At 50.7% G+C, this 25,319-nt stretch carries 19 protein-coding genes and 1 pseudogene; 14 read left to right on the top strand and 6 right to left on the bottom strand.

The features are described from left to right. Positions 1–400 precede the first annotated feature (400 nt). Positions 401–1,318 carry an aldo/keto reductase gene (locus AC0YNV_RS29035; protein WP_475771134.1) on the bottom strand — a complete coding sequence of 306 codons (918 nt, stop codon included), beginning with the start codon at positions 1,316–1,318 and terminating at the stop codon, positions 401–403. A gap of 408 nt (positions 1,319–1,726) precedes the next feature. On the opposite strand from AC0YNV_RS29035, the gene AC0YNV_RS29040 reads away from it, so the two are divergent. The 13 genes from AC0YNV_RS29040 (at position 1,727) to speE (ending at position 18,117) form a co-directional block, all read left to right on the top strand. After that, complete coding sequence (locus tag AC0YNV_RS29040) at positions 1,727–2,599, top strand: MurR/RpiR family transcriptional regulator (protein WP_475771135.1); 873 nt, start codon at positions 1,727–1,729, stop codon at positions 2,597–2,599. Further along, complete coding sequence (locus tag AC0YNV_RS29045) at positions 2,583–3,578, top strand: serine hydrolase domain-containing protein (RefSeq protein ID WP_475771136.1); 996 nt, start codon at positions 2,583–2,585, stop codon at positions 3,576–3,578. The genes AC0YNV_RS29040 and AC0YNV_RS29045 overlap by 17 nt, the downstream gene beginning before the upstream one ends. Before the next feature lie 23 nt (positions 3,579–3,601). Further along, complete coding sequence (locus AC0YNV_RS29050) at positions 3,602–4,900, top strand: ABC transporter substrate-binding protein (protein ID WP_475771137.1); 1,299 nt, start codon at positions 3,602–3,604, stop codon at positions 4,898–4,900. Positions 4,901–5,038: 138 nt separating this feature from the next. Further along, positions 5,039–5,962 (top strand): carbohydrate ABC transporter permease, encoded by a 924-nt coding sequence (locus AC0YNV_RS29055; protein WP_475771138.1) that lies wholly within the window; start codon positions 5,039–5,041, stop codon positions 5,960–5,962. Next, entirely contained in the window at positions 5,959–6,783 is an 825-nt protein-coding gene (locus AC0YNV_RS29060; RefSeq protein ID WP_475771139.1) for a carbohydrate ABC transporter permease, read from the top strand. Before AC0YNV_RS29055 ends, AC0YNV_RS29060 begins: the two co-directional genes overlap by 4 nt. Positions 6,784–6,820: 37 nt before the next feature. Then, entirely contained in the window at positions 6,821–7,738 is a 918-nt protein-coding gene (murQ, locus tag AC0YNV_RS29065; protein ID WP_475771140.1) for an N-acetylmuramic acid 6-phosphate etherase, read from the top strand. 12 nt (positions 7,739–7,750) lie between these two features. Beyond that, complete coding sequence (locus AC0YNV_RS29070) at positions 7,751–8,674, top strand: BadF/BadG/BcrA/BcrD ATPase family protein (protein WP_475771141.1); 924 nt, start codon at positions 7,751–7,753, stop codon at positions 8,672–8,674. Positions 8,675–9,071: 397 nt separating this feature from the next. Beyond that, positions 9,072–10,463, top strand: coding sequence for an MATE family efflux transporter (locus AC0YNV_RS29075; protein WP_475771142.1), 1,392 nt, complete (start codon positions 9,072–9,074; stop codon positions 10,461–10,463). Positions 10,464–10,829: 366 nt separating this feature from the next. Beyond that, positions 10,830–12,023, top strand: a complete 1,194-nt coding sequence (locus AC0YNV_RS29080; protein ID WP_475771143.1) for an ornithine--oxo-acid transaminase — start codon at positions 10,830–10,832, stop codon at positions 12,021–12,023. Positions 12,024–12,129: 106 nt separating this feature from the next. Beyond that, complete coding sequence (locus tag AC0YNV_RS29085; protein WP_475771144.1) at positions 12,130–13,830, top strand: sigma-54 interaction domain-containing protein; 1,701 nt, start codon at positions 12,130–12,132, stop codon at positions 13,828–13,830. A 315-nt stretch (positions 13,831–14,145) separates the two neighbouring features. Continuing rightward, positions 14,146–15,717, top strand: a complete 1,572-nt coding sequence (gene pruA / locus AC0YNV_RS29090) for an L-glutamate gamma-semialdehyde dehydrogenase (RefSeq protein WP_475771145.1) — start codon at positions 14,146–14,148, stop codon at positions 15,715–15,717. A gap of 243 nt (positions 15,718–15,960) precedes the next feature. Further along, entirely contained in the window at positions 15,961–17,217 is a 1,257-nt protein-coding gene (locus AC0YNV_RS29095) for a Rossmann-fold NAD(P)-binding domain-containing protein (RefSeq protein WP_475771276.1), read from the top strand. An 18-nt stretch (positions 17,218–17,235) separates the two neighbouring features. Beyond that, positions 17,236–18,117 (top strand): polyamine aminopropyltransferase, encoded by an 882-nt coding sequence (speE, locus tag AC0YNV_RS29100; RefSeq protein WP_475771146.1) that lies wholly within the window; start codon positions 17,236–17,238, stop codon positions 18,115–18,117. 85 nt (positions 18,118–18,202) lie between these two features. On the opposite strand, the gene AC0YNV_RS29105 is transcribed toward speE, so the two are convergent. Both AC0YNV_RS29105 and AC0YNV_RS29110 read right to left on the bottom strand, forming a co-directional pair. Continuing rightward, complete coding sequence (locus AC0YNV_RS29105) at positions 18,203–21,157, bottom strand: DEAD/DEAH box helicase (RefSeq protein ID WP_475771147.1); 2,955 nt, start codon at positions 21,155–21,157, stop codon at positions 18,203–18,205. Then, positions 21,154–22,794, bottom strand: coding sequence for an SWIM zinc finger family protein (locus tag AC0YNV_RS29110; RefSeq protein ID WP_475771148.1), 1,641 nt, complete (start codon positions 22,792–22,794; stop codon positions 21,154–21,156). The genes AC0YNV_RS29105 and AC0YNV_RS29110 overlap by 4 nt, the downstream gene beginning before the upstream one ends. Before the next feature lie 174 nt (positions 22,795–22,968). Between AC0YNV_RS29110 and AC0YNV_RS29115 the strand changes: the two genes are divergently transcribed. Further along, a complete protein-coding gene (locus AC0YNV_RS29115) occupies positions 22,969–23,655 on the top strand; it encodes a peptide-methionine (S)-S-oxide reductase MsrA (protein ID WP_475771149.1) in 687 nt (228 codons plus the stop codon). 421 nt (positions 23,656–24,076) lie between these two features. Here the strand turns inward: AC0YNV_RS29115 and AC0YNV_RS29120 are convergent, their stop codons facing one another. From AC0YNV_RS29120 to AC0YNV_RS29130, 3 genes and pseudogenes are all read right to left on the bottom strand, one after another. Further along, a complete protein-coding gene (locus AC0YNV_RS29120) occupies positions 24,077–24,529 on the bottom strand; it encodes a VOC family protein (RefSeq protein WP_475771150.1) in 453 nt (150 codons plus the stop codon). 96 nt (positions 24,530–24,625) lie between these two features. Next, positions 24,626–25,080 (bottom strand): annotated as a pseudogene (locus AC0YNV_RS29125) (IS1595 family transposase); the annotation flags it as partial. Continuing rightward, positions 25,046–25,240, bottom strand: a complete 195-nt coding sequence (locus AC0YNV_RS29130; RefSeq protein ID WP_475771280.1) for a hypothetical protein — start codon at positions 25,238–25,240, stop codon at positions 25,046–25,048. The pseudogene AC0YNV_RS29125 and the gene AC0YNV_RS29130, both read right to left, overlap by 35 nt. Between the last annotated feature and the right edge of the window lie 79 nt (positions 25,241–25,319).

Raw genomic sequence — 25,319 nt, forward strand, 5'->3', positions numbered from 1 at the left:
CCCTACAATAATTATTTAAGTATGTTAAGCGCTTACATTTCTTGGTCTGGTTCTCCTTTCCAGAGCTTTATTATATCGTGTATGCTTAAAACGTTTTACCAGAAGAACTATAGAATATACTGTACTTTTTAAATATTGAGTTGAAATGCGTTATAAAATAAGGTGAATTTGCTGATCCACGGCTCGTTGCCGCAGAGTATCTTCTGTGATGGCTGCTTTTTCTTTTTGGGGAGACCTTGAGCAGCTTACACCGATACCTTCCTGTCAGACGATTATCAAGAGCTCAGTTATCAATCCAAATTAAATCGAGGAACCCCTCTGCAAACTGAAAGATAGAAAAAAGCAGCCTCTGTCCAAAAGGACATGAGGCTGCTGGGCTACAAGGCTTACGCCTGTATGTTTAAGGAAGCACATTGCCTGCCGCACGATAGATTTCGTACCATTCTTCGCGCGTCAGATAAATCTCGCTTGCTCTGCAGCAATCAATCAGCCGCTCTATGTTCATCGTACCGGTGACCGGCTGCATGTGTGCCGGATGGCGCAGAAGCCATGCGATGGCGATGGTTGTATTGCTGACATCATATTTCCCTGCGATTTCATCGATCTTCTTATTCAATTCCGGGAACTTCTCGCTTCCGAGGAAAACGCCCTCAAAGAATCCGTATTGGAAAGGCGACCAAGGCTGGATGGTGATATCGTTCAGCCGGCAGAAATCAAGTATGCTGCCATCGCGGTTTATAGCTGAATCATTTTCCATGTTCACATTCACGCCATTTGAGATCATGTTGGCGTTGGTGATGCTAAGCTGCAGCTGGTTGGCCACAAGCGGCTGCTTCACAAACTTCTTCAGCAGCTGGATCTGTGTCGGGTTTTGATTGGAAACGCCGAAATGACGGACTTTACCCGAGCTTTCCAGAATATCGAAGGCCTTTGCCACCTCTTCCGGTTCTACCAGCGCATCGGGACGGTGAAGAAGCAGAATGTCCAGGTAGTCGGTTTTGAGCCGCTTCAAGGCACCGTCCACCGATTCCAAAATATGCTCAAGGGAGAAGTCGAACGACCCCTTGCGAATGCCGCACTTGGACTGCAGGATGATTTTCTCGCGAATATCATCGTTCATATGGATGGCATCCGCGAATATTTCCTCGCATGCTCCACCGCCGTAAATATCCGCATGGTCGAAGAAATTCGCACCCTCTTCCAATGCTTTTTGGACAAAGCGTTCCGCCTCGGGCTTGTCCAGTGAATTAATACGCATGCAGCCGACTGCTACGACCGGCACCTCCAGAGTGCTGGTTCCCAGTTTCATTGTTTTCATGAATGAATTTCCTCCTCATTTTGCATGGTGACTCGCGTCCGGGATCTATGTAAGCTTCACGCGGATATTCTGCGTATCCTATATTGATTGTGACACATTAGAACGCTAGTTATCAAGGGTGTGGGTATATTTTTAATGTAATCCGCTATACACCTGAACCAGACCTGCTCTTCTGATTGCCACATATTAGTTGGAGGCCTTTGCAGCCCAAGTAACATTAAGGTTACTATTGTGTCAGATTAAATGTCAAAAAGGATAAACCTCACATGAAACGTGAAATAATATTTTATAAATCGATTGATATTTATGAAATAATCATTTATCATGTGATCAAGAGTTGTTACCGGTAAACAACGATTGTCATTTTTATCAATATTTAACACGCAGTTACTGAAAGTGGGGGTTTATATGCATGGTGGACTTGTAAGCATTAAGGAGGCTCTTCATTTGTTAAAGCCTCAGGAGCAGATAGTGGCCGATTTCATACTGGAGCATCCGGAACAAATCGTGAATCTCTCTGTTCAGAAGCTTGCAGAGCTTACGGGTGTCAGCGAGGCTACCATTGTCAGATTGTCACGTTCATTGCAATTCAAGGGGTTTCAGGATTTGAAAATGCGGATTGTGGCGGACCTGGCTCAAACCGCGCAGGCTTCAAAGGAAACAGATACTTATCAGGAAATTCAACCTAATAGCTCTGTATCCGCTTTAATTGACTCTATTTCACACAACAATGCCCAGTCCATTCAGGACACGCTGTCGGTACTGTCAGTCCAGGAAGTGGAGAAAGCTATAGAGTCCATCGGCAAGACGAGAAAAATTTGCATCTTCGGCGTTGGCGCGTCAGCTGTAATTGCGCAGGATTTTATGCAAAAACTGACTCGTATCGACCGATGGTGCGAGGCTGCGTATGATTTTAACTCGCAGGCGACTTTGGCGGCGAATTTGAAGGCGGGGGACGTGGCGTTCGGTATCTCGTATTCGGGGCAGACGGAAGATATTATCGGCTCGCTCTCGATTGCACGGCAGAACGAAGCTACGATTATTACGCTAACCAAGTTCGGCAGCAATCCCGTATCTGATCTGGCGGATGTCCGGCTGTTTACCAGTTCATTAGAGAAGAGCATACGAAGCGGAGCGATGGCGTCTCGAATTACGCAATTAAATGTCATCGATATCCTGTTTGTGGGGATCGCTCAGCTGCAGTATGACGAAACGGTAGAATTGCTGGAGAGAACGAGAAAAGCGGTGAGCCGCTCTAAGCGCAATGGAAACAATAAATAAATTAATCAACCGGTGGGTTCAGGACAACCGGATTCCAGGCGCTGTACTGGATATCCGGTTCAAGGGCAGGCAGCGGGTTCAGGCTTCTTATGGAAGCGCTGAATTAACGACACTGTATGATGTGGCTTCGCTAACGAAAGTAGTCGTTACCCTGCCGGCTGTTATGAACCTGCTCCAAGCATCAAAGCTGTCGCTGAGTGATCCGGTACAGCAGTATATTCCGGAGTTCCGGCATGACAAGGTTACAATCGGCCACTGTCTGCAGCATACTTCAGGGCTGCCTTCATCGCTGCCGGGTTACCGGGAGCGGTATGCCGCAAGAGATGTCAGGCAGGAAATTTTGTCTCAAGCACTTGATTTTGAACCAGGCGAACGTGTGCAATACAGCGATCTCGGTATGATACTCGCCGGATGGATGATCTCTCGCATATCCGGAAAAAGCCTGGATGTATTTGCAAAAGACGAAATATTCAAAAAATTAGGCATGGTTGATAGCTGCTTTAATCCGCCAGCGGCCTGGAAGGATCGGATTGCTCCAACGGAATGGGACGGCAGCAAGTACATCGCAGGTGAAGTGCATGATGAAACTTGTTATCGTCTCGGGGGAGTATCCGGAAGCGCAGGGTTATTCTCGTCAGCCGGGGATTTATCGCTTTATGCCCAGTGCTGGCTTTACCCTGAACGCTATTCGTTATTGACCAAGGGTTGGGTAGAATCTTGTACGAAATCTCCATTTGAGGGGCGGGGCATTGGCTGGCAGGTCCAGGACGGCCGGGATTCGACGCTCGCTTGCGGACCGGGCTGGCCGATCGGGAGCTTCGGGCACACGGGTTTTACCGGAACCAGCCTTTGGATTGATCCTGTTCGGGAGATTACCGTCATATTTCTTACAAATGCGGTTCATTACGGCAGGGATAATCCAATTAAGCAGCTGAGACCCATCCTTCATGAAGCAGTAATGGCCTCATTAATAGACTAGGTATCGGGAGAGGAAGCATGAAGATGAAACGTTTATTTAGCCTGGTAACCCTATTATTCATTACCACGTCTGTTATTCTATCCGGTTGCGGCAGCAGCAATAACGCAAATAGCCCATCGTCCGAGAACGCTGCGGCATCTTCGGGATCATCCAATGGCGAAAAAGTGAAGCTGACCATGGGAAGCTGGCGAACAGAAGACAAGGCTGTTTATGAGAAAGTATTTGCGGAATTCAACAAACAGAATCCGAATATTGAAATTGAATTCGCTCCAACGAAAAGCACGGAATACAATACGGTGCTGAGTACTGCCTTGCAAACCGGCGAAGGTCCGGACATCATTCATCTGCGTCCATATGCGGCCGGGACATCGCTCGGCGATTCCGGATTCATTGAGCCGATAAACGGCCTTCCTGGCCTGGATGCGTTCCCGGCTGACGTACTGGCGGCATCTACGGGGAAAGACGGCAATATCTATGGTGTGCCTATGGCGCTAAACACAGTCGCAATTATGTACAACAAAAAGATCTTTACAGACAATAGCATTGAAGTGCCGACAACTTGGGATGATCTGATTAAGGTTTCCCAAACCCTGAAGGACAAGAAAGTGATTCCATTCGGCTTCGGCGGGAAGGATGGCTGGATTCTCTCGATTACACAAGGTGTAATGGGTCCTGCAGGATATGGCGGTAACGACTTTACAAGCAAGCTGCTCAAAGGCGAGAAGAAATTTACGGATCCGGAATATGTGCAATCCCTGCAGCTAATGAAGGACTTGACCCCGTTTTTCCCTGATAAATTCATGGGTATAAGCTACGAGGATATGAGAACCCTGTTCGTAACGGAGCAGGCGGCGATGTATATTATGGGTGATTTTGACGTAGCGGTAATCCAATCGATGAATCCTGATCTGGAATTAGGAGTGTTTCCGGTTCCTCCCAAAGGGGCAGGCGGTAAACCAACCGTATCGACTTATGTAGATGGCTCCTATGCGGTCAATGCGAAATCAGAGCATAAAGAGGAAGCGAAAAAATTCCTCGAATTTGCAACAAGCAGCGAATTTGGCAATTTGTTCGCTAATGAAATGAAACGCGTCAGTCCGATTCCCGGGGTAACTGCCGATGATCCGATCATCGCCCAGTTCGCTGAATATGCCGGTACGATTTCGACTCCGTATATGATGGTTACAAATTTCAACAGCGGCAACCCGACAACCAAGGTTACGCTTGAGAATTCTATGCAGGCCTTATATCTGGATAAGTTGAATGCAGAGCAAGTAGCGGAAGAGCTTCAGAAGAACGCGGATACCTGGTTTAAACCGTAAACCGGGCCATCTGATTCGACATTGACGGCAAGCCCCGGAAGTTAAAGTCCCGACATGTGGGGATATAAGTCCGCTGGCGGTGCTTGCTTTCGGGGCTGCCGCTTGTTCTATTCATGTTAGCGAGGTGTAAGCTTTTCTATGGCCGACAAACCGAAACGACTTCAACGAAACAGATGGTCCATTCATCTGTTCCCGATTCCAGCCCTCGCCATTTATTTACTGTTCATTATCTATCCTATATGCGCAGCGTTCTCGTACAGCTTGTATGACTGGAAAGGCATTCAGCGGCTTGGTTTTATTGGACTTCAGAACTTTAAAAACTTATTTACGCTTGAGCCTTTCAATACGATGTTTTGGAATGCGATTGAACATAATGTCATCTATTTTGCCGTACAGATGGTTGTCCAGAACGGTATTGCCTTCCTTCTTGCCTATCTTGTGTTTCAGAAGATTAAAGGCTCGGGCTTTCTCAAAGTGGCTTATTTCCTGCCAAGGCTGTTATCCGTCATTGTGGTGGGGTTTTTATGGAAATTGATTTTAAATCCGACATATGGAACGGTTAACGTTCTTCTTGATAAATTGGGTTTGGATTCATGGACGATGGCCTGGCTGGGCGATCCGGGCACCGCTCTGCTCTCGATTATTTTCGTAAACTCCTGGTTCGGAGTCGGGTTGTCTCTGCTTATTTTTCTGGCTGGCCTGCAATCGATTCCTGTCGAGGTGATGGAAGCGTCCCGTCTGGACGGCGTCAGAGGACTCAAAATGATTCGCACCATTGTTCTTCCTTTGATGACTCAACCCATTATTATGATTACGGTACTTACCTTTATTCAATCCTTCGAGGCCTTTGAGCTTATATATGCGATGCAGGGCTCGATGGGAGAACCGTACTATTCAACCGATACAATGGCTGTATTCTTCTACCGTACGGCATTCGGGGGCTCATCCAGCGACTCGGTCGCTATCGGACTTGGTTCAGCGCTTGCTGTTGTTATGTTCGCGATTATTTCTATTATTTCAGCCGCTTTCCTGGCTCTGACAAGGAAGGTGAACCAGGTATGAGACCAAGCGTATCGCTTCGAATTGTACAGTACGGAATCGGCTATCTGTTTGCTTTCCTGAGCCTGTATCCGGTGTTTCTTATGGTTTCCTCCTCATTAAAGACTACCATTGAGATATTCAAGAAACCTCTGGCATTTCCCGGGAAGCTGTCCTTTGCCGCTTATGCGAATCTGCTTGACCAGCTTCCATTCGGCAGGTTTTTATGGAACAGTATTTTCGTTTCGGGAATCAGTGTCCTTATTATTCTGATTGCATGCTCGTTGGCCTCCTATTATATTGCGCGAACGTCGTTTAAATGGAACGGGGCGCTAATGTTTATTTTTCTGCTGGGCATGATGATTCCCATCAAATTAGGGATTGTACCTTTATTTTTATTGATGCGGGATATCGGCTTCATCGATTCATCCTGGTCGCTCATCTCGATTTACAGCGCTATGGGAATTCCGCTTGGCGTTATGATTCTAACGGGATTCTTTCGAACGCTGCCCAGGGAGCTGGAGGAAGCGGCCAAGATCGATGGTTGTACCGATATGCAAATTCTGGGGCGTATTATCCTGCCGTTAATGCGTCCGGCACTGGGCACCGTCATGATTATTAATTTTGTAACCGCCTGGAATGATTTCTTCTTCCCGCTCATCTTTATCCAAAGTGAGATCAAGAAGACGATTCCTGTGGGAATGATGTCCCTGTTCGGTGAATATGCTTCCGATTGGAGCACTTTATTCGCAGGGCTTACGCTTGCTTCGCTGCCGATGATTGTCATATTCATCATTGCATCTAAGCAATTCATGGACGGGATGACGGCTGGTGCGGTCAAGTAAACACAACGACAGGGAAAGACTACAGGAGGAATGTTTTATGGACACATTGCAGCATCTTGTGACCGAGCAGCGCAATGAACGAACGCTTGACTTAAGCGAACTAAGTATCAAAGAGATTATTCATATCATGAATGATGAAGACGGCAAGGTTGCTGAAGCGGTTCGGCAAGCACTGCCTGAGATAGAGGCTGTTATAGCCAAGATTGTGCAGGCTTTGGAGCAGGGCGGCAGACTGGTCTATATTGGAGCCGGAACAAGCGGGAGATTGGGCGTACTTGACGCTTCCGAGATTCCGCCTACCTTTGGCGTCGATCCTCAAACCGTTGAGGCGTTGATTGCCGGCGGAGAAGGGGCATTCGTGACTGCCGTCGAAGGGGCCGAGGACGATGAGCATCAAGGCGCGCTAGATTTAGAGAGCAGACAATTGAATGCAAAAGATATTCTGGTCGGATTGGCCGCGAGCGGGAGAACGCCCTATGTCAAAGGCGCCTTGCAATATGCCAGGCAAATTGGTGCGTTTACCACAGCGGTGGCCTGCAACCGGAACTCAATCCTGGGCAAGTATGCGGATATAGCCATTGAAGTGGAGGTCGGGCCTGAGGTTCTGACCGGCTCTACGCGTCTCAAGGCGGCAACCGCTCAGAAAATGATTCTTAATATGTTGACGACGACAGCGATGATCAAAAGAGGCAAGGTTTATCAGAATTTAATGATTGATCTTCATGTGAGCAACCAGAAGCTGCAGGAGAGGGCGCGCAATATCTTGATGCAGGCAACAGGCGCAACGGCCGAAGAGGCGGAGCGCAAGCTGCTTGATGCCGGCAATCATGTGAAGACCGCAATCGTAATGATAGAAACGGGTCTAAGCAAGTCGGAGGCGTCTCGGTATCTTGAGGAGGCGAATGGCTTTGTCACCAAAGCAATTGCAGGAGCCCGGTCGGCGCAGAGCAGGTAGGTGGATGGACAAATGAAATACGTCATTGGAATTGATGGCGGAGGGACCAAGAGCATTTTGCATATGATGGATTTGGACGGCAATCAGCTGTTTGAGCTGCAGGGCGGGCCGACTAATATATATGCGACCAGCGTGGAAGAGGTTGAGCGGGAGCTGAGCGAGCTGCTTGACCATACGGCGGAGATCTCGGGACGGAGTATAGCTGATTGTGCCGCGCTTTGTCTTGGCAGTGCAGGTGTCGACCGCCCCTATGAGAAGCAGGTATTAAGCGGCGTGTTTGAAAAATGCGGGGTGACGGGCAGTCTTACCATTACTCATGACGCAGAGGCTGTGCTTGTTGCCGGAAGCGGGAAGCAAGAGGGAATCACGCTCGTATCAGGAACGGGATCGTTTGGATTCGCCCGGGATTTGAGCGGCAACCGCGCGCGAGCCGGCGGCTGGGGGCATCTGATCGGAGATGAAGGCGGCGGCTATGACATTGGCATTACTGCCATTAAAGCAGCCATCCGCAGCTATGATGGCCGTGAGGCTCCGACCCTGCTGCTCCCGATGATCATGAAGGAGATTGACATCGAGCGGCCAGAGCTATTCCTTCAATATGTGTATAAGACCGCGGGCAAGCCGCAGATTGCCTCGTTGGCCAAAGTTGTGTACGAGGCTCATCTGGCGGGGGACGGTAGGGCGAAGCGGATTTTGGATGATGCGGTGAACGAGCTTTATTTGCTGTCGGCAACACTCATTCATACGCTCCATTTTAAGGATCGGGACATAACGCTTGTGGCAAACGGGAGTGTTTTCACTCATATTCATTATGTGTATGAGAGGCTTGCGGAGCTCGTCCAGGCGGAGTTTCCCCGGATCACGGTCCTTAAGCCTGCCCGCAATGCGGCCTATGGGGCGGCGCTGATTGCCCTGCAATCGCTGCAGAAGTGCTAGGATAGACATGGTATCGAATATAAACGGTGAAAAAACGGAGTCCTGTGATAGTGCAGCTCCGTTTTTTGCTATGTATATATGAGCTGGCAGGCTGGGGTCAGGATGCTGTCCTGCAGCTATTCAAGAAACGGGCCGTATTTCATTTCCAAAAGAGGAGCATATTTTACGTTGACAGACTTCTCACCCAGTGATAGCATCTATCAGAGGAAAAAGCGTGCGCGGGTCACGCATCGGTATTAATATCATTCCTGCATATTGCCTAAAAGCGCAGCTCTTCTACGTGAAGGGTTTTTTTAAATATAAGCACGTATCACGAGGGAAGAAAATGCAAAGCTGCCCAGAACGGGCACGGGCGCCAGCAAGCTTCTTCTTAATCCAACAAAAAGAATGTGATGAGTTGAATCAAGCCCAATTGAAAATCCGGACGCAGGGATTCCTGGAGAAGCATTTGTCCGGAGAATCAATCGATTATCGTCAAATTATTGCCCTTTTCATTCCGATTCTGATTGATCAGGCCTTCATCGTATCTCTGAGTCTGGTGAATACCGCTATGATCAGCTCGTCAGGCGTGGCGGCGATCAGCGCGGTCAATATGATTGATTCGCTCAATATGTTTCTGATCGGGGTCTTCGTCGCCGTATCGACCGGAGGAACGGTTGTGGTTGCGCAGTATAAAGGAAACGGCAATGATTTGATGGTTTCCAAAGCTGCAGCCAGCTCCGTATCCTCGGTTTCGTTGTTGGCCTTGACCATCAGTCTGTTTATCATCGTGTTTCACCATCCGGTTCTGAATCTGCTGTTCGGAGCGGCTTCAGAGGATGTATTCGCCAATGCCAAGGTTTATCTGGTCGGAAGCAGTATGTCCTATGTTGGAATTGCCATCGTGGAGGCGGTCTGCGGCGCGCTCAGGGGGATCGGGAAGAGCAGGGCTTCGCTGGGCCTTTCCTTGTTCATGAACTTAACTTACGTGCTGCTCAACATTGTTTTTATCAACTTCCTGCATATGGGTGTGCATGGAATGGTCATTGCGGTGAACATTGCCCGTTATCTGGCCGCAGTCTGCGCGATCCTCTTCTTGTTGAAGATGAGCACCACCCTGCACATTCAAATTCGGGATATGCTTCATGTGAATGCGGTCATGCTCAAGAGGATCCTGTTCGTCGGTCTTCCCTTTGCGGCGGAGCAGATGTTTTTCAATGGCGGAAAAATTTTAACCCAGGTATTCATTGTCGGTCTCGGCACTTTCGCCATCGCGACCAATGCCATCAGCGCTTCATTCGCCGGCTTGTCCCAAATTCCCTCCAATGCCTTGACCATTACGCTGATCACAGTGGTCGGTCAATGCATGGGGAGACGCAATATCGAGGACGCCCGCAAATTTACAAAATCGTTCCTCTGGCTGTCGTCTTTTGCCTTTATCCTGATGGGTTTAATCATTCTCCCCTTGTTTGGGCCGCTTGTCAGTTTGTTTCATCCGCCTGCCGAGATCGTGGACGATATCTTTACGATCGTGCTGATCAATATCATTGCCCAAATCCCGCTCTGGTCGATCAGCTTCATCATGCCGTCAGCGCTTCGGGCAGCAGGCGACTCAAGATTCACATCTATCGTCGCCATGCTGTCCATGTGGCTGTTCCGGATTGTGCTCGGTTATATTCTGGGCATTGTGCTGGACTTTGGAATTATCGGCATCTGGCTTGCTATGAACTGTGAATGGGGAGTGCGCGGCTCCATCTTCCTGTGGCGGTTTGCCGGGAAGAAGTGGTATCAGCACCGGTTGATAGACTGAGCCTCTCTCTTCATTATAAGAAGATAAAGTCCAGCTGAGCGCTGGCGTCCTTAACAAGCAGATGCCTGCTGTCCTGGCATAGTGCTTGGGGAATGTATCACATATACGCTGCCACCGATTGGTCGAAAGGGATGCCGAACAGGCGTCCCTTTTTTTGCAGCTTATAGAGTTTATAAGCTTCACTCCTATACTTGTTCTATAAAGTCTAAGGGAAGAAACCAACGGGGCCTTCAGAGGACGGCGGAGCCGGTTCTTCTTGCTTATTATTCTGTCTCAAGTCTTTATTTTACACATATAGTAAGACGGAAGAGGTAAGCAATCAGGGCGTGCACATAAATTCAATAGGGTAAGGAAGAGGGGACGACAATGAAACAGGCCAGGGACATAATCTCCATTACGGAGCGTCTTGGAGCTCATAATTATCATCCGCTGCCAATCGTCATTGCCGAAGCGGAGGGCGTATGGGTCGAGGATCAGCAAGGGCGGCGGTATATGGATATGCTGAGCGGCTACTCCGCGCTGAATCAGGGACACAGGCATCCGCGGATTATCGAAGCTTTGAAGCGTCAGGCCGATCTCGTTACGTTAACGTCGCGTGCCTTCTATAATGAGCCGCTGGCAGAGCTGATGGAGCTGGTGACAGAGCTGACCGGCAAAAATACGATGCTGCCGATGAACACGGGAGTGGAGGCGGTTGAGACTGCCGTCAAGGCAGCCCGCCGCTGGGGATACCGGGTGAAGGGGATTCCTGATAACCAGGCGGAAATTATCGTGTGCGAGGGCAACTTCCACGGACGGACGCTCGCCGCCACTTCGTTCTCCTCGGAGCCTGCATATCGCGAGTACTTCGGTCCGTTCCTTCCCGGCTTCAAGATCATTCCTTATGGGGATCTGGAGGCGCTTGAGAAGGCGATCACGCCGAATACGGCTGCGTTTCTGGTCGAGCCCATCCAAGGGGAAGCGGGGATCGTTATTCCGCCGGACGGCTATTTGCGTGGTGCGGCGGCGCTGTGCCGGGAGCGGGGCGTACTGTTGATGGCGGACGAGATCCAGACAGGCTTCGGCCGCACCGGCAAGCGGTTCGCATGCGATTGGGAAGAGGTCGTTCCCGACGTTTACATCTTGGGCAAAGCTCTCGGAGGAGGCGTCTTCCCGGTATCGGCCGTTGCTGCGGACAGCAGCATCCTCGGCGTATTCGAGCCGGGCTCGCACGGTTCGACCTTCGGCGGCAATCCGCTTGCCAGCGCGGTTGCGGTTGCGGCGCTGCGGGTAACGGAGGAAGAGCAGCTGGCGGATAGATCCTTGTCGCTCGGTGCAGATCTGCTTGCAAAGCTGAGACAGCTTCACCACCCCGACATCATCGATATCCGAGGCAGGGGCTTGTTCGTCGCGATTGAGACAGCCGGCCCTGCGCGTCCCTATTGCGAGAGGCTGAAGCAGGCCGGGCTGCTGTGCAAGGAGACGCATGAGAAGGTTATCCGTCTCGCGCCCCCGCTTGTGATTTCGGAGGCTGATTTGCAATGGGCGGTGGAACGCATACGGCATGTTTTCGCTTCTTAAGGATTAGAGTTGCGGGATGGTTTCTTCAAGCATATCGGGTTGGAATTGATTTCCCTTCTGTGATAAGTTAATAAAGAGAGTCGCGAAGGAAAGGATACTATCGAACATGTTCAATTTTGAACAGTTGTATATTGATTCGTCTTTTGTCCTGATCGAGAAGGATGTCTCCTTGGCGGAAGTACGGGTGCTGCTGGAACAAAACCGTTTTGTCGTCTTTATAGATAAGCTCGCGTATGTTGTAGCCGACAATGAATCCGTACTGCTGGAACTATCGGATCCAAAGATGCAGCTGCGGGAATGGATCAAATTCACGAAATCTCCCGGATCGCCCATTTGTCCGTTGAATCGCCTTATGGAGCTGGAACTGACTTCGGACAGGCCTGTCCTGATAGGAGAAAATCCGTCGAAGATTCGGGGCGTGACAACTGCCCGCAGGATCGCAGAATGCCTGATTGATGAGAAGCGGCGGTTAACCTCTTATTTTATCGCATTGGTCGAGACGGTTAATGAAGCTGTAACGGCAGTTGACCAAAAAGGAAAAGTGATCTATTGGAATCAGGCGGCAGAACAGGTTTACGGGATTCGCAAGGAAACGATCATCGGCAGGAAGATCGGCGAGCATTTTGACCAGGAGTCGATTATGCTCCAACTGGTATTGGATGAGGGGCGCCCCGTCCGGCAGGTCTATCATCAGCCGACCCCCGATACCCATGTGCTGATCAGCGCTTCCCCTATCATGGAAAACGGCAGGATCATTGGCGGTGTCGCCACGGAACAGGACATTACCCGGATTGTCCGTTTGAACGAAGAGCTTTATTCCGCTGTTCCCGCAATGGTTGAGCAGGACCGGTCTTTTGCCGCCATTATCGGCTCGGGGATTATGTTTAAACGCGTTTTGGAGCTTGCGAAGAAATTCACCCGCGTTCATACGCCCGTTCTTTTGACAGGCGAAGCGGGATCTGGCAAAGAAATGCTGGCGCAGGCGATCCATGACGGAGCAGGGGGGAAGGACGCTTCCTTCCTTACCATTCATTGCGGAGCGCTTCCGGGAGGACTTCTGGAAACCGAATTGTTCGGTTATCAGGGAGGAGCGTTTACCAGTCAAGGCGACCAAGGGAAAGCGGGCAAGCTCGAACTGGCGGCGGGAGGCACCCTCCTGCTGAAGGATATCGACAAGATGCCGCCTCACATGCAGCTGAAGCTGCTGCAATTTATAAAAAGCGGCTCCTTCCTCCGGATCGGCGGGGAGGAAGCCGTCCGAGCGGATACTCGAATCATTGCGACGGCATCCGCCTCCTTGCAATCCCGGATGGAGGAGGGTTACTTTCTGGAGGAGCTGTATTATAAATTAAATGTCATGGGGATTGAAATGCCGCCCCTCCGTGAACGGATGGAGGATATTCCCGAGCTTGTACAGGCGTTCTTGCGGGAATTTTCATTGCAGTACAATAAGCTTATTCCCAAACCCGACAAGGATGTCATGACTGCGCTGATGAATTACGATTGGCCCGGTAACATAAGGGAACTGCGCAATGTCGTAGAACGAATTGTTGTACTCGGGGATGGCGGCGCCATATCGATAGAACATCTACCTCAAGGTTTGGTCTCGGAGCTCCAGCACGATAACGGCAGGATTGAAGAGGGAGATATCTTCCTGAAAGCGAGACTGACCGATCAGGAAGAGAATGCGATCATTTACGAAGCGCTGCACAAGGCTTACGGGAATAAAAGCGCAGCCGCCAAGCTGCTTGGTATTTCCAGAGGAACGCTTTATAACAAAATGAAGGAATACGGTATCAAGTTTTGAATGTAAGCTTGTGCTTGTTCCGGCAAAAAAGCCTGCCCCGAAAAGGCCGAAAAGGGGGCAGGCTTTTTTGCGCTTGGCAGGGCATAGACTAAAGGATGGAAGTCTCCTCACATCGCGGGAAGACAACCTAGCGGCCGCGGTTTTATAGAAAACGGTCAAACAAATTCATATACAAATATTGTACGTCAATGTACAATAAAGATACAAAAGTGTTCAATATAGGACATATACTGAACAGTCTATAGTCGGACGGCATAATCTGATTTATCCTAATCATTTTGTTTATACAATCCTCAAAAATAGGAGCGTGGGAAGATGAAAAACAGCATGAGTACTTCTTTTGTCAACGAACCGTTTACCGATTTCTCATTAGAGGAGAATCAGCGTGCGATGAAAGCCGCCCTGGACAAAGTCAGGGGACAGCTGGGCGGCGAATATCCGCTTTTCATCGGTGCCGAAAAGGTGATGACAGCAGAAAAAAACGTGTCGATAAATCCGGGCAATCTGGATGAGGTCATCGGGCATGTCAGCAAAGCTTCGGTGGACTTGGTCGAGCGTGCTATGAACGCTGCGGTTGCGGCGTTCGAAAGCTGGAAAAAGACGCCTGCCGTCGAGCGTGCGCAATACCTATTTGACGCAGCGGATTTAATGCGCCTGAGAAAACATGAATTTTCGGCTTTAATGGTATTGGAGGCGGGGAAGAACTGGCCGGAAGCCGATGCCGATACGGCGGAAGCCATCGATTTTCTGGATTTTTACGCAAGAGAAATGATTCGCTTGAGCGAAATCAATACGCTTCGGCCCTTGACGAAGCTCAGTGGGGAAACAAACAAGTTAACGTATATTCCGCTGGGGGTCGGCGCCATTATCCCTCCATGGAACTTTCCTTTGGCCATCCTGGCAGGGATGACATCCGCGGCGGTCGTATGCGGCAACACCGTCCTGCTGAAACCGGCAAGTCCTACCGCGGTTATTGCGCACAAGTTCGTGGCTTTAATGGAAGAGGTCGGATTGCCTGCGGGCGTCATCAATTTCGTTCCGGGCAGCGGGGCGGAAGTGGGCGATTATATCACCTCTCATCCGCAAACGCGATTCATTAATTTTACGGGCTCCAAGGAAGTTGGCTTGCGAATCAATCATATTGCTTCCGGGACGGCAGAAGGTCAAATTTGGATAAAACGCGTCGTGGCCGAGCTGGGCGGAAAGGATGGTATCGTTGTGGATGAGACGGCGGACTTGGATCAAGCCGCCTCCGCTATCGTCGCTTCGGCATTCGGCTTCCAGGGACAGAAATGTTCGGCAGGCTCGCGCGCCATCGTCGTCAAATCCGTTTATGATCAAGTTTTGGAGAAAGTAGCCGATCTGACGAGAAAATTGCAAATCGGGCTTCCGGAAGACAATTACCCCGCAGGTCCGGTGATCGACCGCAAATCCTATGACAAGATTTTGGAATATATTGAAATCGGCAAGGAGGAAGGGCGGTTGGTCGTCGGCGGAGAAAAGGCGGAAGGGAACGGATTCTATATTCAACCGACCGTGTTTGCGGACGTCAAATCCAAAGCGCGTATCATGCAGGAGGAGATTTTCGGCCCCGTTCTGGCGATTGCGGCAGCGGAGGATTGGAAAGAAGCGATCGCCATGTATAACGATACGGAATACGGTTTGACAGGCTCTTTCTTTTCACGCGAAGAGCAGAGGATTTCCTGTGCGCTTGAAGAAATGCATTGCGGAAATTTGTATATCAACCGCAAATGCACGGGCGCTTTGGTAGGTGTTCACCCGTTCGGCGGCTTTAACATGTCGGGAACCGATTCCAAGGCGGGCGGCTACGATTATTTGCTTCAATTTACTCAGTCCAAACTGACATCCATAAAAAACGAAGCTTAAATTCATCGGCTCGCCGGAGCGCCGAAACGGGTATGTGCGAAATGGCCATTATATTATTTTTATCTTCCCGGAACCATTAGCAAAGAAAGGCTGTCCTTCCGTGTTCGCAAGAACGCCGTGAGGGCAGCCTTCTTCATGGGGATATGGTTGTATCCCGGCGGGCCGCAAAAATAAATTCATTAAATGGGTATTGGATTAGATCGACTTCTATTAAACGGGAATATCTTGGTTTAAAAGGAGTTGATAGATTTGGAGAAATTAACTCTCAGCTTGCTTGGCAGCGCCGGAGGTGTGGCCAAATCCATTCTTGCTATATTGGACAAATCGTTTCAGGACGCCGATGATCCCATCCACTCGTTTATCGGCAGCGTTCATATTCATTTGATCGATCTGAAGCAAAAGGAAATGGAGTACTACGAGCAATTCATTCCTCATCTGAAACACGCGGTTACCCTGCATCAGTTCGATTTGAAGGATTTGAATCTGTTCCGTCAGCATTTGATCCAGACGAAGACGACGCTCGTCGTTGATATTTCCTGGGCAGACACAGTCGAAATGCTGGATTGCTGCAATGAAATGGGCATTCGATATATCAACACCGCGCTTGAAAATACAATGGTGGACGATAGCGAAGAGTTTGAAGGATTTACACTATTGGAGCGGTATCGTATTTTTCAGGACAATAGAGAGCGTTTCACCAATACGAAGGCGATCATCGGCTCCGGAATGAATCCCGGCGTAGTGCAGTGGATGGCCCTCGAGATGATGAAACAGAATCCTGGCGAAGTGCCTCTCGGCTGCTATATCGTTGAGCATGACAACTCGTTCTACAGCGATTTGACGCAGGTGAAGAAGAAGACGGTTTATACCACATGGTCCCCCGAATGTTTTTTGGACGAGGCGATATTAAACTACCCGATGTTTATGAAGCAGCATGTGCCCCTTATTCTCTATAACGCTGTTTACGAGCTGGAATTTAAAGTGGCGCTTGGAAGCAAGCAGTTTTACGGCTGTTTGATGCCGCATGAAGAGGTGATCACGCTTGGGAAAGCCTATGACATGGAGGTTGGCTTCATTTACCGGGTGAATGACCATACGACGGACCTGATCCGTGCCAATCTCGACAATGCGAACGATTTATGGAATTGGAACCATAAGGTGCTGGACCCTTTGGATGCCGAGCTGGAGGGTGAAGATCTGGTAGGCGTGCTGCTTGTTTATAAGGATAAGGAACAATACATGTACAATGTCATGAGCAATGCCGGCATTTTTTCCGAATACAAGACTAATGCCACTTATTTTCAGGTAGCATGCGGGATTTATGGGGCCATATCCGCGATGCTGCTTGATGATATTCCCGATGGTGTTTATTTTGTGGACGAACTGCTGCATCAAACAGATACCGGATATGGCACATACCTTTCGTATTATATGAAGGACTTTGTTACGGGTGAAAACAACGGATCGGACGGGCTTTTGCTGGATCGTATGAAAAAATGAGAGGGGTGAGATGAAAGAATGACGAATCATAAGTATTCGCTGACCGGCTATCACAAAGAAGAGAATGAGGACCTGTGGTTATGGGACGATCTTCCCGAGCTCGATATGGAAATCGGATATAAAGTCGGATCGCTGCTCCACTATGAGCATTCCCCGTTTCAAGAAATCAGTATCGTCGAGACGAAAGCCTTCGGACGTATGCTCGTTCTGGACGGGACCCCGCAGGTTACCGCAAAGGACGGTTTTATCTATAATGAAATGATTACGCATATCGCGATGGCCACGCATCCTAAACCCCAAAAAGTGGCCATGATTGGAGGCGGAGATTGCGGGCCGGCCCGTGAAGCGCTGAAGTATGAAAGTGTGCAGCAGATCGATGTGGTCGAAATTGACCCGAGAGTGATTGAAGTCTGCCGGACATGGATGACAAAAGAGACTGACCAGGAGCGGGAAGGGCTTATTCGAACGGTATTAAAGGACGGATATAAGTGGATTCAGGAGCAAAAAAATATGTATGACGTGCTTCTGGTGGACAGATCGGACCCCTATGGCCCGGCAGTCAGTCTATACAAGCCGCAATTTTATCAATATGTTTATGACAGCTTGACTGATGACGGGATTGCCGTATTTCAGTCCGGTTCTCCCTACTATTCGGGTATTCTAAAGAAGACAAGCAGCAGCCTGAGAAAGCTGTTCCCCATCGTGCACACGTATATCTGCTCGATCCCCTCGTTTCCCGGCGGAATATGGAGCTTCACGATCGCTTCGAAAAAATGGGATCCCCTGGAGGCGGATTTGAACCGGCTGCAGTGGCAGGATGCGAAATATATAAACCCTGAGATTTTCCAGGCGTCCTTTGCATTGCCCCAATATATAAAAAGTGCACTGGAAGAGAAATGAAAAGCTGGCTTCTCCATGAAGGAATAAACAAAGCCAGCCTGATTCCAGGCATGGCTTTGCTTTCTCTTAACCGGCTTCTTCCGCCTTATCCGCCCATCCAGTCCCGCCGCAGCGTGAACAAATCCTTCAGCGCATCGGTCGAAAGCTCAGTGATCCAGCCTTCGGAGGTAGTGATCACATTATCGCTAAGCTGCTGCTTGTTCTCCAGCATTTCGTCGATGCGCTCCTCCAGCGTTCCCAAAGAGATGAACTTGTGCACCTGGACATCCCTGGTCTGGCCCATCCGGTAGGCGCGGTCCGTAGCCTGATTCTCAACGGCGGGGTTCCACCAGCGGTCAAAATGAAAGACATGATTCGCCGCCGTCAGATTAAGGCCGACCCCGCCCGCCTTGATCGATAGAATAAACACATTGGGCTGTTCTTCAACCGGCAGTGTCCGGGACTGCAACTGGTCAATCATGCGGTCGCGGGCGGTTTTGGACGTGATTCCGTTCAAATAGAGCACCGGCTCCTGAAGCTCCTGCATCAGCACCATCTGCATCAGCTGCCCCATGCCGACATATTGGGAGAAAATCAGGCAGCGCTCGCCCTCCTCCCGAACCTCCCTCACCATGGCGAGCAGACGCTCCAGCTTGGAAGAACGGCTGATCAAGGTCTCCGTGTCCAATTGTCCGGCTTTGGCGGCAGACAGCTCCGGTAGCGTCTCCTTCGTCAGCAGCATCGGATGATCGCAGAGCTGCTTGAGCTGCGTCAGTGCGGCGAGAATGGCGCCTTTGCGTTCAATTCCCTCCAGCTCCTGCATGCGTTCCATCAGCTGGTTCACGGTTTGGTCATACAGCGCCCCCTGTTCGGTGGTCAGGTGGATGTAAGTCTTCATCTCGTTCTTATCCGGCAGATCCAGCTGGATGGCCGGGTCCTTCTTCTTCCGGCGGAGCATGAAGGGCTTGACCAGCTTCTGCAGCTCCACGGTGCGCTGCTCATCCCGCTCCTTCTCGATGGGATTGCCGAACCGGTCGTTAAAGCTCCGCGGACTGCCCAGATAGCCCGGGTTGATAAAGTCATAAATAGACCAGAGCTCCGACAGCCGGTTCTCGATCGGCGTCCCGGTGAGCGCAATGCGGTGACGGGCCGGGAAGCTCCGGACGGCCGAGGACTGCTTGGTCTGGGCGTTCTTGATATTCTGGGCCTCATCCAGACAGATCGTCGACCAGGTGAAGGATTGCAGCAGCTCCTGATCCAGCGTTGACGTGGCGTAGGAGGTCAATACGATATCCGCCGCTCTGACTTCTTCATGAAACTCATCGCCGCCAAGCCGCCTGCCCCCATAATGGAGCACGACCTGCAGAGACGGAGCAAAGCGGCTTAATTCTTTCTGCCAGTTGCCGATTACCGAGGTGGGGCAAATGAGCAGAGACGGCCTGTGGTCGGCAGGATCGGCCGTCGTTTCCTTGAGATGCAGCAGATAAGCGATGAACTGCACGGTTTTACCCAGGCCCATGTCGTCCGCCAGACAGGCGCCAAGCCCGAAGCGCCGCAGAAAAGCAAGCCAGGCGTAGCCCTCATGCTGGTAAGGCCGCAGCTCCGCACGTAAGCCCGCAGGCACGGCGAGCGTCGGCCACTGCGACTGCCGGCTGATCTGACTGATCAGCTTAATGAGATGCTCATTAAGCTCAACCTCAAGCTGAACCCGCTCCGCATGCCCCGGCTGATCCTCCGCTTCGCCGTCCTGCTCCCCGCCGCCGCTTCCCAATAAATGCAGCTGCATGACATCCTGGAAGGATAAGCCCTGCTTGCCGTCCACACCCGCCATGAGCTTGCGGATTTGGGCCAGCAGAGCCGGATCCAGCGGGACCCATTGTCCGCGGAAGCGGACCAGCCGTTCATTGCGGGCGACGAGCTCGGCGAACTCCGCCTCGGTGAGGTCGGCGTCGCCGATCGCGATGCGCCAGTCAAAATCGACAAGCGAGTCAAGACCGAACAAGGAGCCGCCTGCACTGCCTGCGCCGGAGCGGACCTTGGCGCGGAGCCGGGGCTTATTCCGCCTGGCCGCTTCCCACCAGGCGGGAAGCAGCACCTGCCATCCGGCGTCGAGCAGCTGCTGGCTCTCCGCCGTCAGGAACTGCCAGGCCGCTTCATCGGCAAGCGGGCTGTTCAACAGGTCATCGCTGCTGCCGGATAGCCGATCCGCAGGCAGGATAACGCTTAGACGCGCCAGCCAGCCGGCCGAGCGGTCAGAGACATGAGCCGACCAGGCAGCCGGCCAGGATCCGAGCGCTTCGCCATCCCGGGTCAGCCGCACTTGCGCGAGTATCGACGGATCCTCCTTGTCCTGCAGGACAAGCTTGAGACTCCATGAGGCGTCGTCCATGTCATCCTCCGGCTCAAGCAGCTGCAATAAAGGCCGGAATGGCGCGGTATCCGCCTTCCATCCGATGGCAATCAGCCACGCCCGTTCGTCCAGACCGGAGCCGGCCGCGCGGTCTTTGGCGAACAGAAGCGGGAATTCCCTGCGCAAATCGGCCGCAGTCGTTTCGGTTCCATAATAACGGTTAAATACCGCGGATGAGAACGATGCGCGCAGTCCGTCCCTGAAGCCGTTATCGGCGCTGATCTGCCCAAGTGCCGACTGCGTCTCCTCATCCAATGCTTCCCGATCCCAGGTCCAATTGAGCTTGCCAGCCTGGAAGGCGGATAAGCCCGGTATATATTTCTTCTCCTCGATGCAGGCGGCAAGCATCGGGGCAAGCTCAATCAGCTGCGCCGCATCGCCCTCCCATACCCACTCGATATGCGCGAGCAGCTCGCGTTCGGCAAAGAAGGGAATGACAAACTCGGAGGGAAGGAGCACAAGCTCGATCCCCTGAACGGTCTGGACGGACAGCTCCGTTCCATAGAAGGAAGCCTCATGCCAGGCGAACAAGCGCTGTTTCAGGGATAAACCGGATATAAAATCATGATTGCCGCTTGATCCGTAAATAACCGCATCTCCATACGCGCTCAAGCTGATCTGGATGGTGATGGTGTCCATATAGATGCTCATGGAATCAGTTTTCCTTTCCGAAGCTCCTCCTGCAGCGCCCGAAGACGGCTGTGGCGGTCGGTGAGTGCGGTGAGAAACAGTTCCCAGCGCGATTCCTGCTTCGTTTTTTTGTACAGCTTGAACAGTCTCTTGAGCAGCTTCACCGCTGCCTTGTAGCTGTCTCTGTTCTTCTGGATAATATATCGCTCCACAGCCTGATGGTAGAAGGGCAGGAGCATCTCCGGGGCATGCTTCTCAATGGGCTGAAACACGCTGACGCGAAAATCCAGCGGCTCCCTGCCGGCGCTGAGGTGATAATCCATCCACTCCCGCCATTTGGCATGCGCAAGCAGAGCTTCTTCATAGATATCCCGCGAATACGGAAGCATGCCGGCAAGCGTCTGCCACATCAGCGACTCCGAATCGGGCAGCTGCTCAAGAGCCGTCTCCCAGTAGACCGCATACTGCGTCAGGCCATCCCTGCGATAGCCGGTCAGCAGCGGGCTGATTTCGGCAAGCCAATCCACCAGGCGCTGCCACTGCTCCGCTTCGGCCAGATCGCTCAGGAAAGGATACAAATCATCGGGACGGACATCGAAGCCGGTGGCTGCCTCACGCAGCAGATCCCAAGCCTCCTGATCCTGGGTCATCAGGAAATGCATCCGGCATCGAGCCAGCATCCAGGGAAGCTTGGAGAGGGCAGCACCCAGCTCGGGAGCGGCAGCCTGGAGGGCATCTAATTCCTCTGCATACATTTTCGTATCGCCCCCGGCCGGGTGGAGCCAGTTCCTCCACAGCAGATCGTAGAGTCTGGAATAGTAATGGAGCTTCGGGGATTCCGTCAGCATCTGCCTGCGCAGATAGGCCAGCGTCCCTGCCATTCCACTCTGCGGCTCCTGCCCGGCCGTGCCGGCAAGCTCGCCTGACAGGATGCGCACAATCACTTCCTGCACATCATCAGCGGCAACATGAGTGTGAAATCCCATATAGTAGGCGGACCACTGGCTCTGCGACTGCTTGATCAGCTTGCCAAGCACGAACAAGTGGGCATGCAATCCGAACAGCTGCTCTACAAACGGGGGAAGCGGGGGCTTTATTTTACGGATAGAAGCCAATGCGTCCTTCACATATTGACTGGTATAGGTATTGTCTGACAGCTCCGCGGTACACAGCTCAAACAGCTCATGCCACTCCGGAACGGACATGCTGTCAATACGGCTTGCCTGCTCCATTAACTTGGCTTTGGCCTGGGCTTTTCTGTCATCGGGCGGATTCGGTTTGCGGCCGGCTGTAGCGGCAGAAGCTTTCCCTGTTTGCGCCGACGCTGTCAACGATCTCGCATTCGCGAGTGCAGGGATCGGTCTATCCTGCAGGTCGGCATATTGAAGAAGCACGGCTACCATATGCTTGCAGCTGCCGTTGACCGGACAATCGCAGCGGCTTTCCGACAAGCTGTCCAGGTTGATTTTGACGTAATAATCCTCGGTTCCCTCAACTACGGCTTGAATATGGACGGCGTCGGGCATTTTAAAATCAAGGACGCGCTGCTGTTTGAAATATTGGAAACCGCGTTTGATCGTGATATCATCAAAATATTTGGCGGTGTTCTGAATGAGCTGCTCCCATTGCAGGTCATCTATGGTACCAGTTGGTTTCATGTTCGATTAATCTCCTGATAAAGAGTATAGTCTGGTAGGCAACTATTTTCTCTATTATATCAGGTACCCTTGGAAAATAAGAGCGATGCCGCATATTGGACAGCTGCGAAGCCAATACTTTGGAAACGCGACAAGGTGGGCAGTTAAAATCCGTAGGGTAAGGGAGGCAGCGGAATGGATCAAATGGGTCATCGGGATGTGCAGGGGAGGAAATTGGCTGCAGCTGCTTCGAATGAGGATATCCGGACTGCAACGCTTGCAATGGGATGCTTCTGGGGTCCGGAAGCCTTATTCGGCCATCTGCCCGGCGTCGTCAGGACGCGCGTTGGCTATGCCGGGGGCACTTCGGAGTATCCTACGTACCGCCAGATGGGAGATCATACCGAAACGCTGCAAATTGATTATGATCCTGCGATTCTCCCGTTCGAAGAAATCCTGGATACGTTCTGGAACAACCATAATCCGTTGAATATTAACGATTATAAAGGCCGCCAGTACATGTCGCTCTTATTCTTTAATGATGATCATGAGAGACAAACGATCCGGCAGGTCCTCGAGAAGCGCGAGGGGCAGGGAAAAGGCGAACCGGATACCAGGATTGCCCCATATTCCGGATTTCACCTTGCTGAGGACAGACATCAGAAATATTATTTGAAAAGGTACCCGGATGCCATGGAAAAGCTGGGCACGCTCTATCCTTCAGGGACGGATCTGGCCAACTCGACGCTTGCGTCCCGCTTGAACGGATTGGCCAAAGGATATACGAATCTGGAACGGATCATCAGTGAGATCCGGCAGTGGCCTGCGTATCCTGACGATAGGGAAATCATGATTAAGCTGATTAAACATATACGATGGTAAATAAGGAAGAGCGCCATGAACGACGGTGCTTTTTTTTAAAATGGCTATGTTAAATCCTGATGTTGATCTTTACGATAAGAAAACCGCCTCGTTGAAGAGGCGGCTTATTGAGCTATCGTACCCGTTAGTTGAGTCCCTTTAATTTGGTTTTGCATTGATTTCCGTTAAAGCTCAGGCATCACGAAGTCCCACCGAGTTAAGCAGCTTGCTGCAGGCCGCGATGCGGTTAGTCGGTGCGGATGTATCCCGGCAATTACTTCCTCGTTCCTTGTTTCCGGGACCGAGGGTCGCCCAGACCCGGAGCGTGAATGCGGTGTTTATATGATGCACCCGACTTCTTCGAGATACTTTCACACTGCTTTTCTGTTTCTATTTTACTCTAGTAATGTATATTTCAGTTAAGTCTTCTTTTAAACGTCACTTATTTATTACCTAGTTGTTCCGCCAAACCGATTAGAAGTCCTTCATTTCCACGAATGTAGCAGAGCCGATACGAGTCCTCGTACTGAACCACTTCGCCAACGAGCTGAGCACCATACTTAGTGAGTCTGGATACCATTTCGTCAATGTTTTCAACGGTGAACATGACGCGTAGATAACCGAGGGCATTTACAGGAGCAGTTCGGTGATCTGATATAGTAGGTGGGGTGAGAAATCGCGATAGTTCAAGTCGGCTGTGGCCATCTGGGGTAACCATCATAGCAATCTCTACACACTGTGAACCCAGCCCGGTTACGCGACCAGCCCATTCACCTTCGACAGTAGCTCGCCCTTCGAGCTTCAAGCCAATCTCCTCGAAGAAAGAGATTGAGTCATCAAGGGATTCTACAACGATGCCAACATTGTCCATTCTTAGTAATTTGTTTTTTTCCATAGTTTTATCTCCTTATGTGTACCAATTTATTATCTGATCATCTTCATATTTATTCTATCAAGAATTACTAATTCCTTCCAAACGATTAACATCTTGTCACAGTTCATGAACAGAAAACAGGCATGATTTCAACAACATATTTTTCTTATTCGATGCTGTATTCTCATATTCCTTGCTGTCTAAGTAACGAAATCAAGCCAAATAATGTTGCAAATATTTAGTTGCAACAGCGATCCATCCACTTTTTTAAGCGGCTGTGGTGACTGTTTACGTTTTGGACATGGTACACGCCCTTTACACGTTGCTTTCCGTCGGACTTAAATCGGTAATGAGCCAAGCCCTTTGAATTCGCATAGGAACTGAATGCTCTTCACGAATCAGTGCAAAGCACGTTTGAGTCAGATATATGACCACCAATCGCTTCATCCAATTTTCTGACGGTCACGGGCAACGAGTACGCATACTTGGTCAGTACTAATACCACGATATTTGGCTTTTCCGCCGCGTTTACGTGGCTTACGATCGGCAATATTCCGTTTGCCCTTTTCGGAGGCAAACGAGTCCCTCTTTATGCTTCTGCTCTTGAATTTCATCAATCGCTCGAACTGGAACCGCCAAACCCTTGGTTCGGGACTGCAAAAAGTAGATAAGCTCTCGCTTACCATTATCGTCCAATGTATCAGCAAGTCTTTTCAGTTCCTTTAAATCCATGGGTAATTCATCTCCGAACAGTGATATTACCCTAATTATAGAACATTAGTTCGTATATATCAAATATCAACAACAAAGT

The organism is Paenibacillus sp. JT31N11 (assembly GCF_056269285.1).

Coding starts and splice junctions, on each gene's coding strand:
- AC0YNV_RS29110 (WP_475771148.1), bottom strand. CDS start 22,794: ATGAAACCAACTGGTACCATAGATGACCTGCAATGGGAGCAGCTCATT.
- AC0YNV_RS29060 (WP_475771139.1), top strand. CDS start 5,959: ATGAGACCAAGCGTATCGCTTCGAATTGTACAGTACGGAATCGGCTAT.
- pruA (WP_475771145.1), top strand. CDS start 14,146: ATGAAAAACAGCATGAGTACTTCTTTTGTCAACGAACCGTTTACCGAT.
- AC0YNV_RS29115 (WP_475771149.1), top strand. CDS start 22,969: ATGGATCAAATGGGTCATCGGGATGTGCAGGGGAGGAAATTGGCTGCA.
- AC0YNV_RS29035 (WP_475771134.1), bottom strand. CDS start 1,318: ATGAAAACAATGAAACTGGGAACCAGCACTCTGGAGGTGCCGGTCGTA.
- AC0YNV_RS29055 (WP_475771138.1), top strand. CDS start 5,039: ATGGCCGACAAACCGAAACGACTTCAACGAAACAGATGGTCCATTCAT.
- AC0YNV_RS29120 (WP_475771150.1), bottom strand. CDS start 24,529: ATGGAAAAAAACAAATTACTAAGAATGGACAATGTTGGCATCGTTGTA.
- speE (WP_475771146.1), top strand. CDS start 17,236: ATGACGAATCATAAGTATTCGCTGACCGGCTATCACAAAGAAGAGAAT.
- AC0YNV_RS29050 (WP_475771137.1), top strand. CDS start 3,602: ATGAAACGTTTATTTAGCCTGGTAACCCTATTATTCATTACCACGTCT.
- AC0YNV_RS29105 (WP_475771147.1), bottom strand. CDS start 21,157: ATGAGCATCTATATGGACACCATCACCATCCAGATCAGCTTGAGCGCG.
- AC0YNV_RS29080 (WP_475771143.1), top strand. CDS start 10,830: ATGAAACAGGCCAGGGACATAATCTCCATTACGGAGCGTCTTGGAGCT.
- AC0YNV_RS29040 (WP_475771135.1), top strand. CDS start 1,727: ATGCATGGTGGACTTGTAAGCATTAAGGAGGCTCTTCATTTGTTAAAG.
- AC0YNV_RS29045 (WP_475771136.1), top strand. CDS start 2,583: ATGGAAACAATAAATAAATTAATCAACCGGTGGGTTCAGGACAACCGG.
- murQ (WP_475771140.1), top strand. CDS start 6,821: ATGGACACATTGCAGCATCTTGTGACCGAGCAGCGCAATGAACGAACG.
- AC0YNV_RS29130 (WP_475771280.1), bottom strand. CDS start 25,240: ATGGATTTAAAGGAACTGAAAAGACTTGCTGATACATTGGACGATAAT.
- AC0YNV_RS29070 (WP_475771141.1), top strand. CDS start 7,751: ATGAAATACGTCATTGGAATTGATGGCGGAGGGACCAAGAGCATTTTG.
- AC0YNV_RS29085 (WP_475771144.1), top strand. CDS start 12,130: ATGTTCAATTTTGAACAGTTGTATATTGATTCGTCTTTTGTCCTGATC.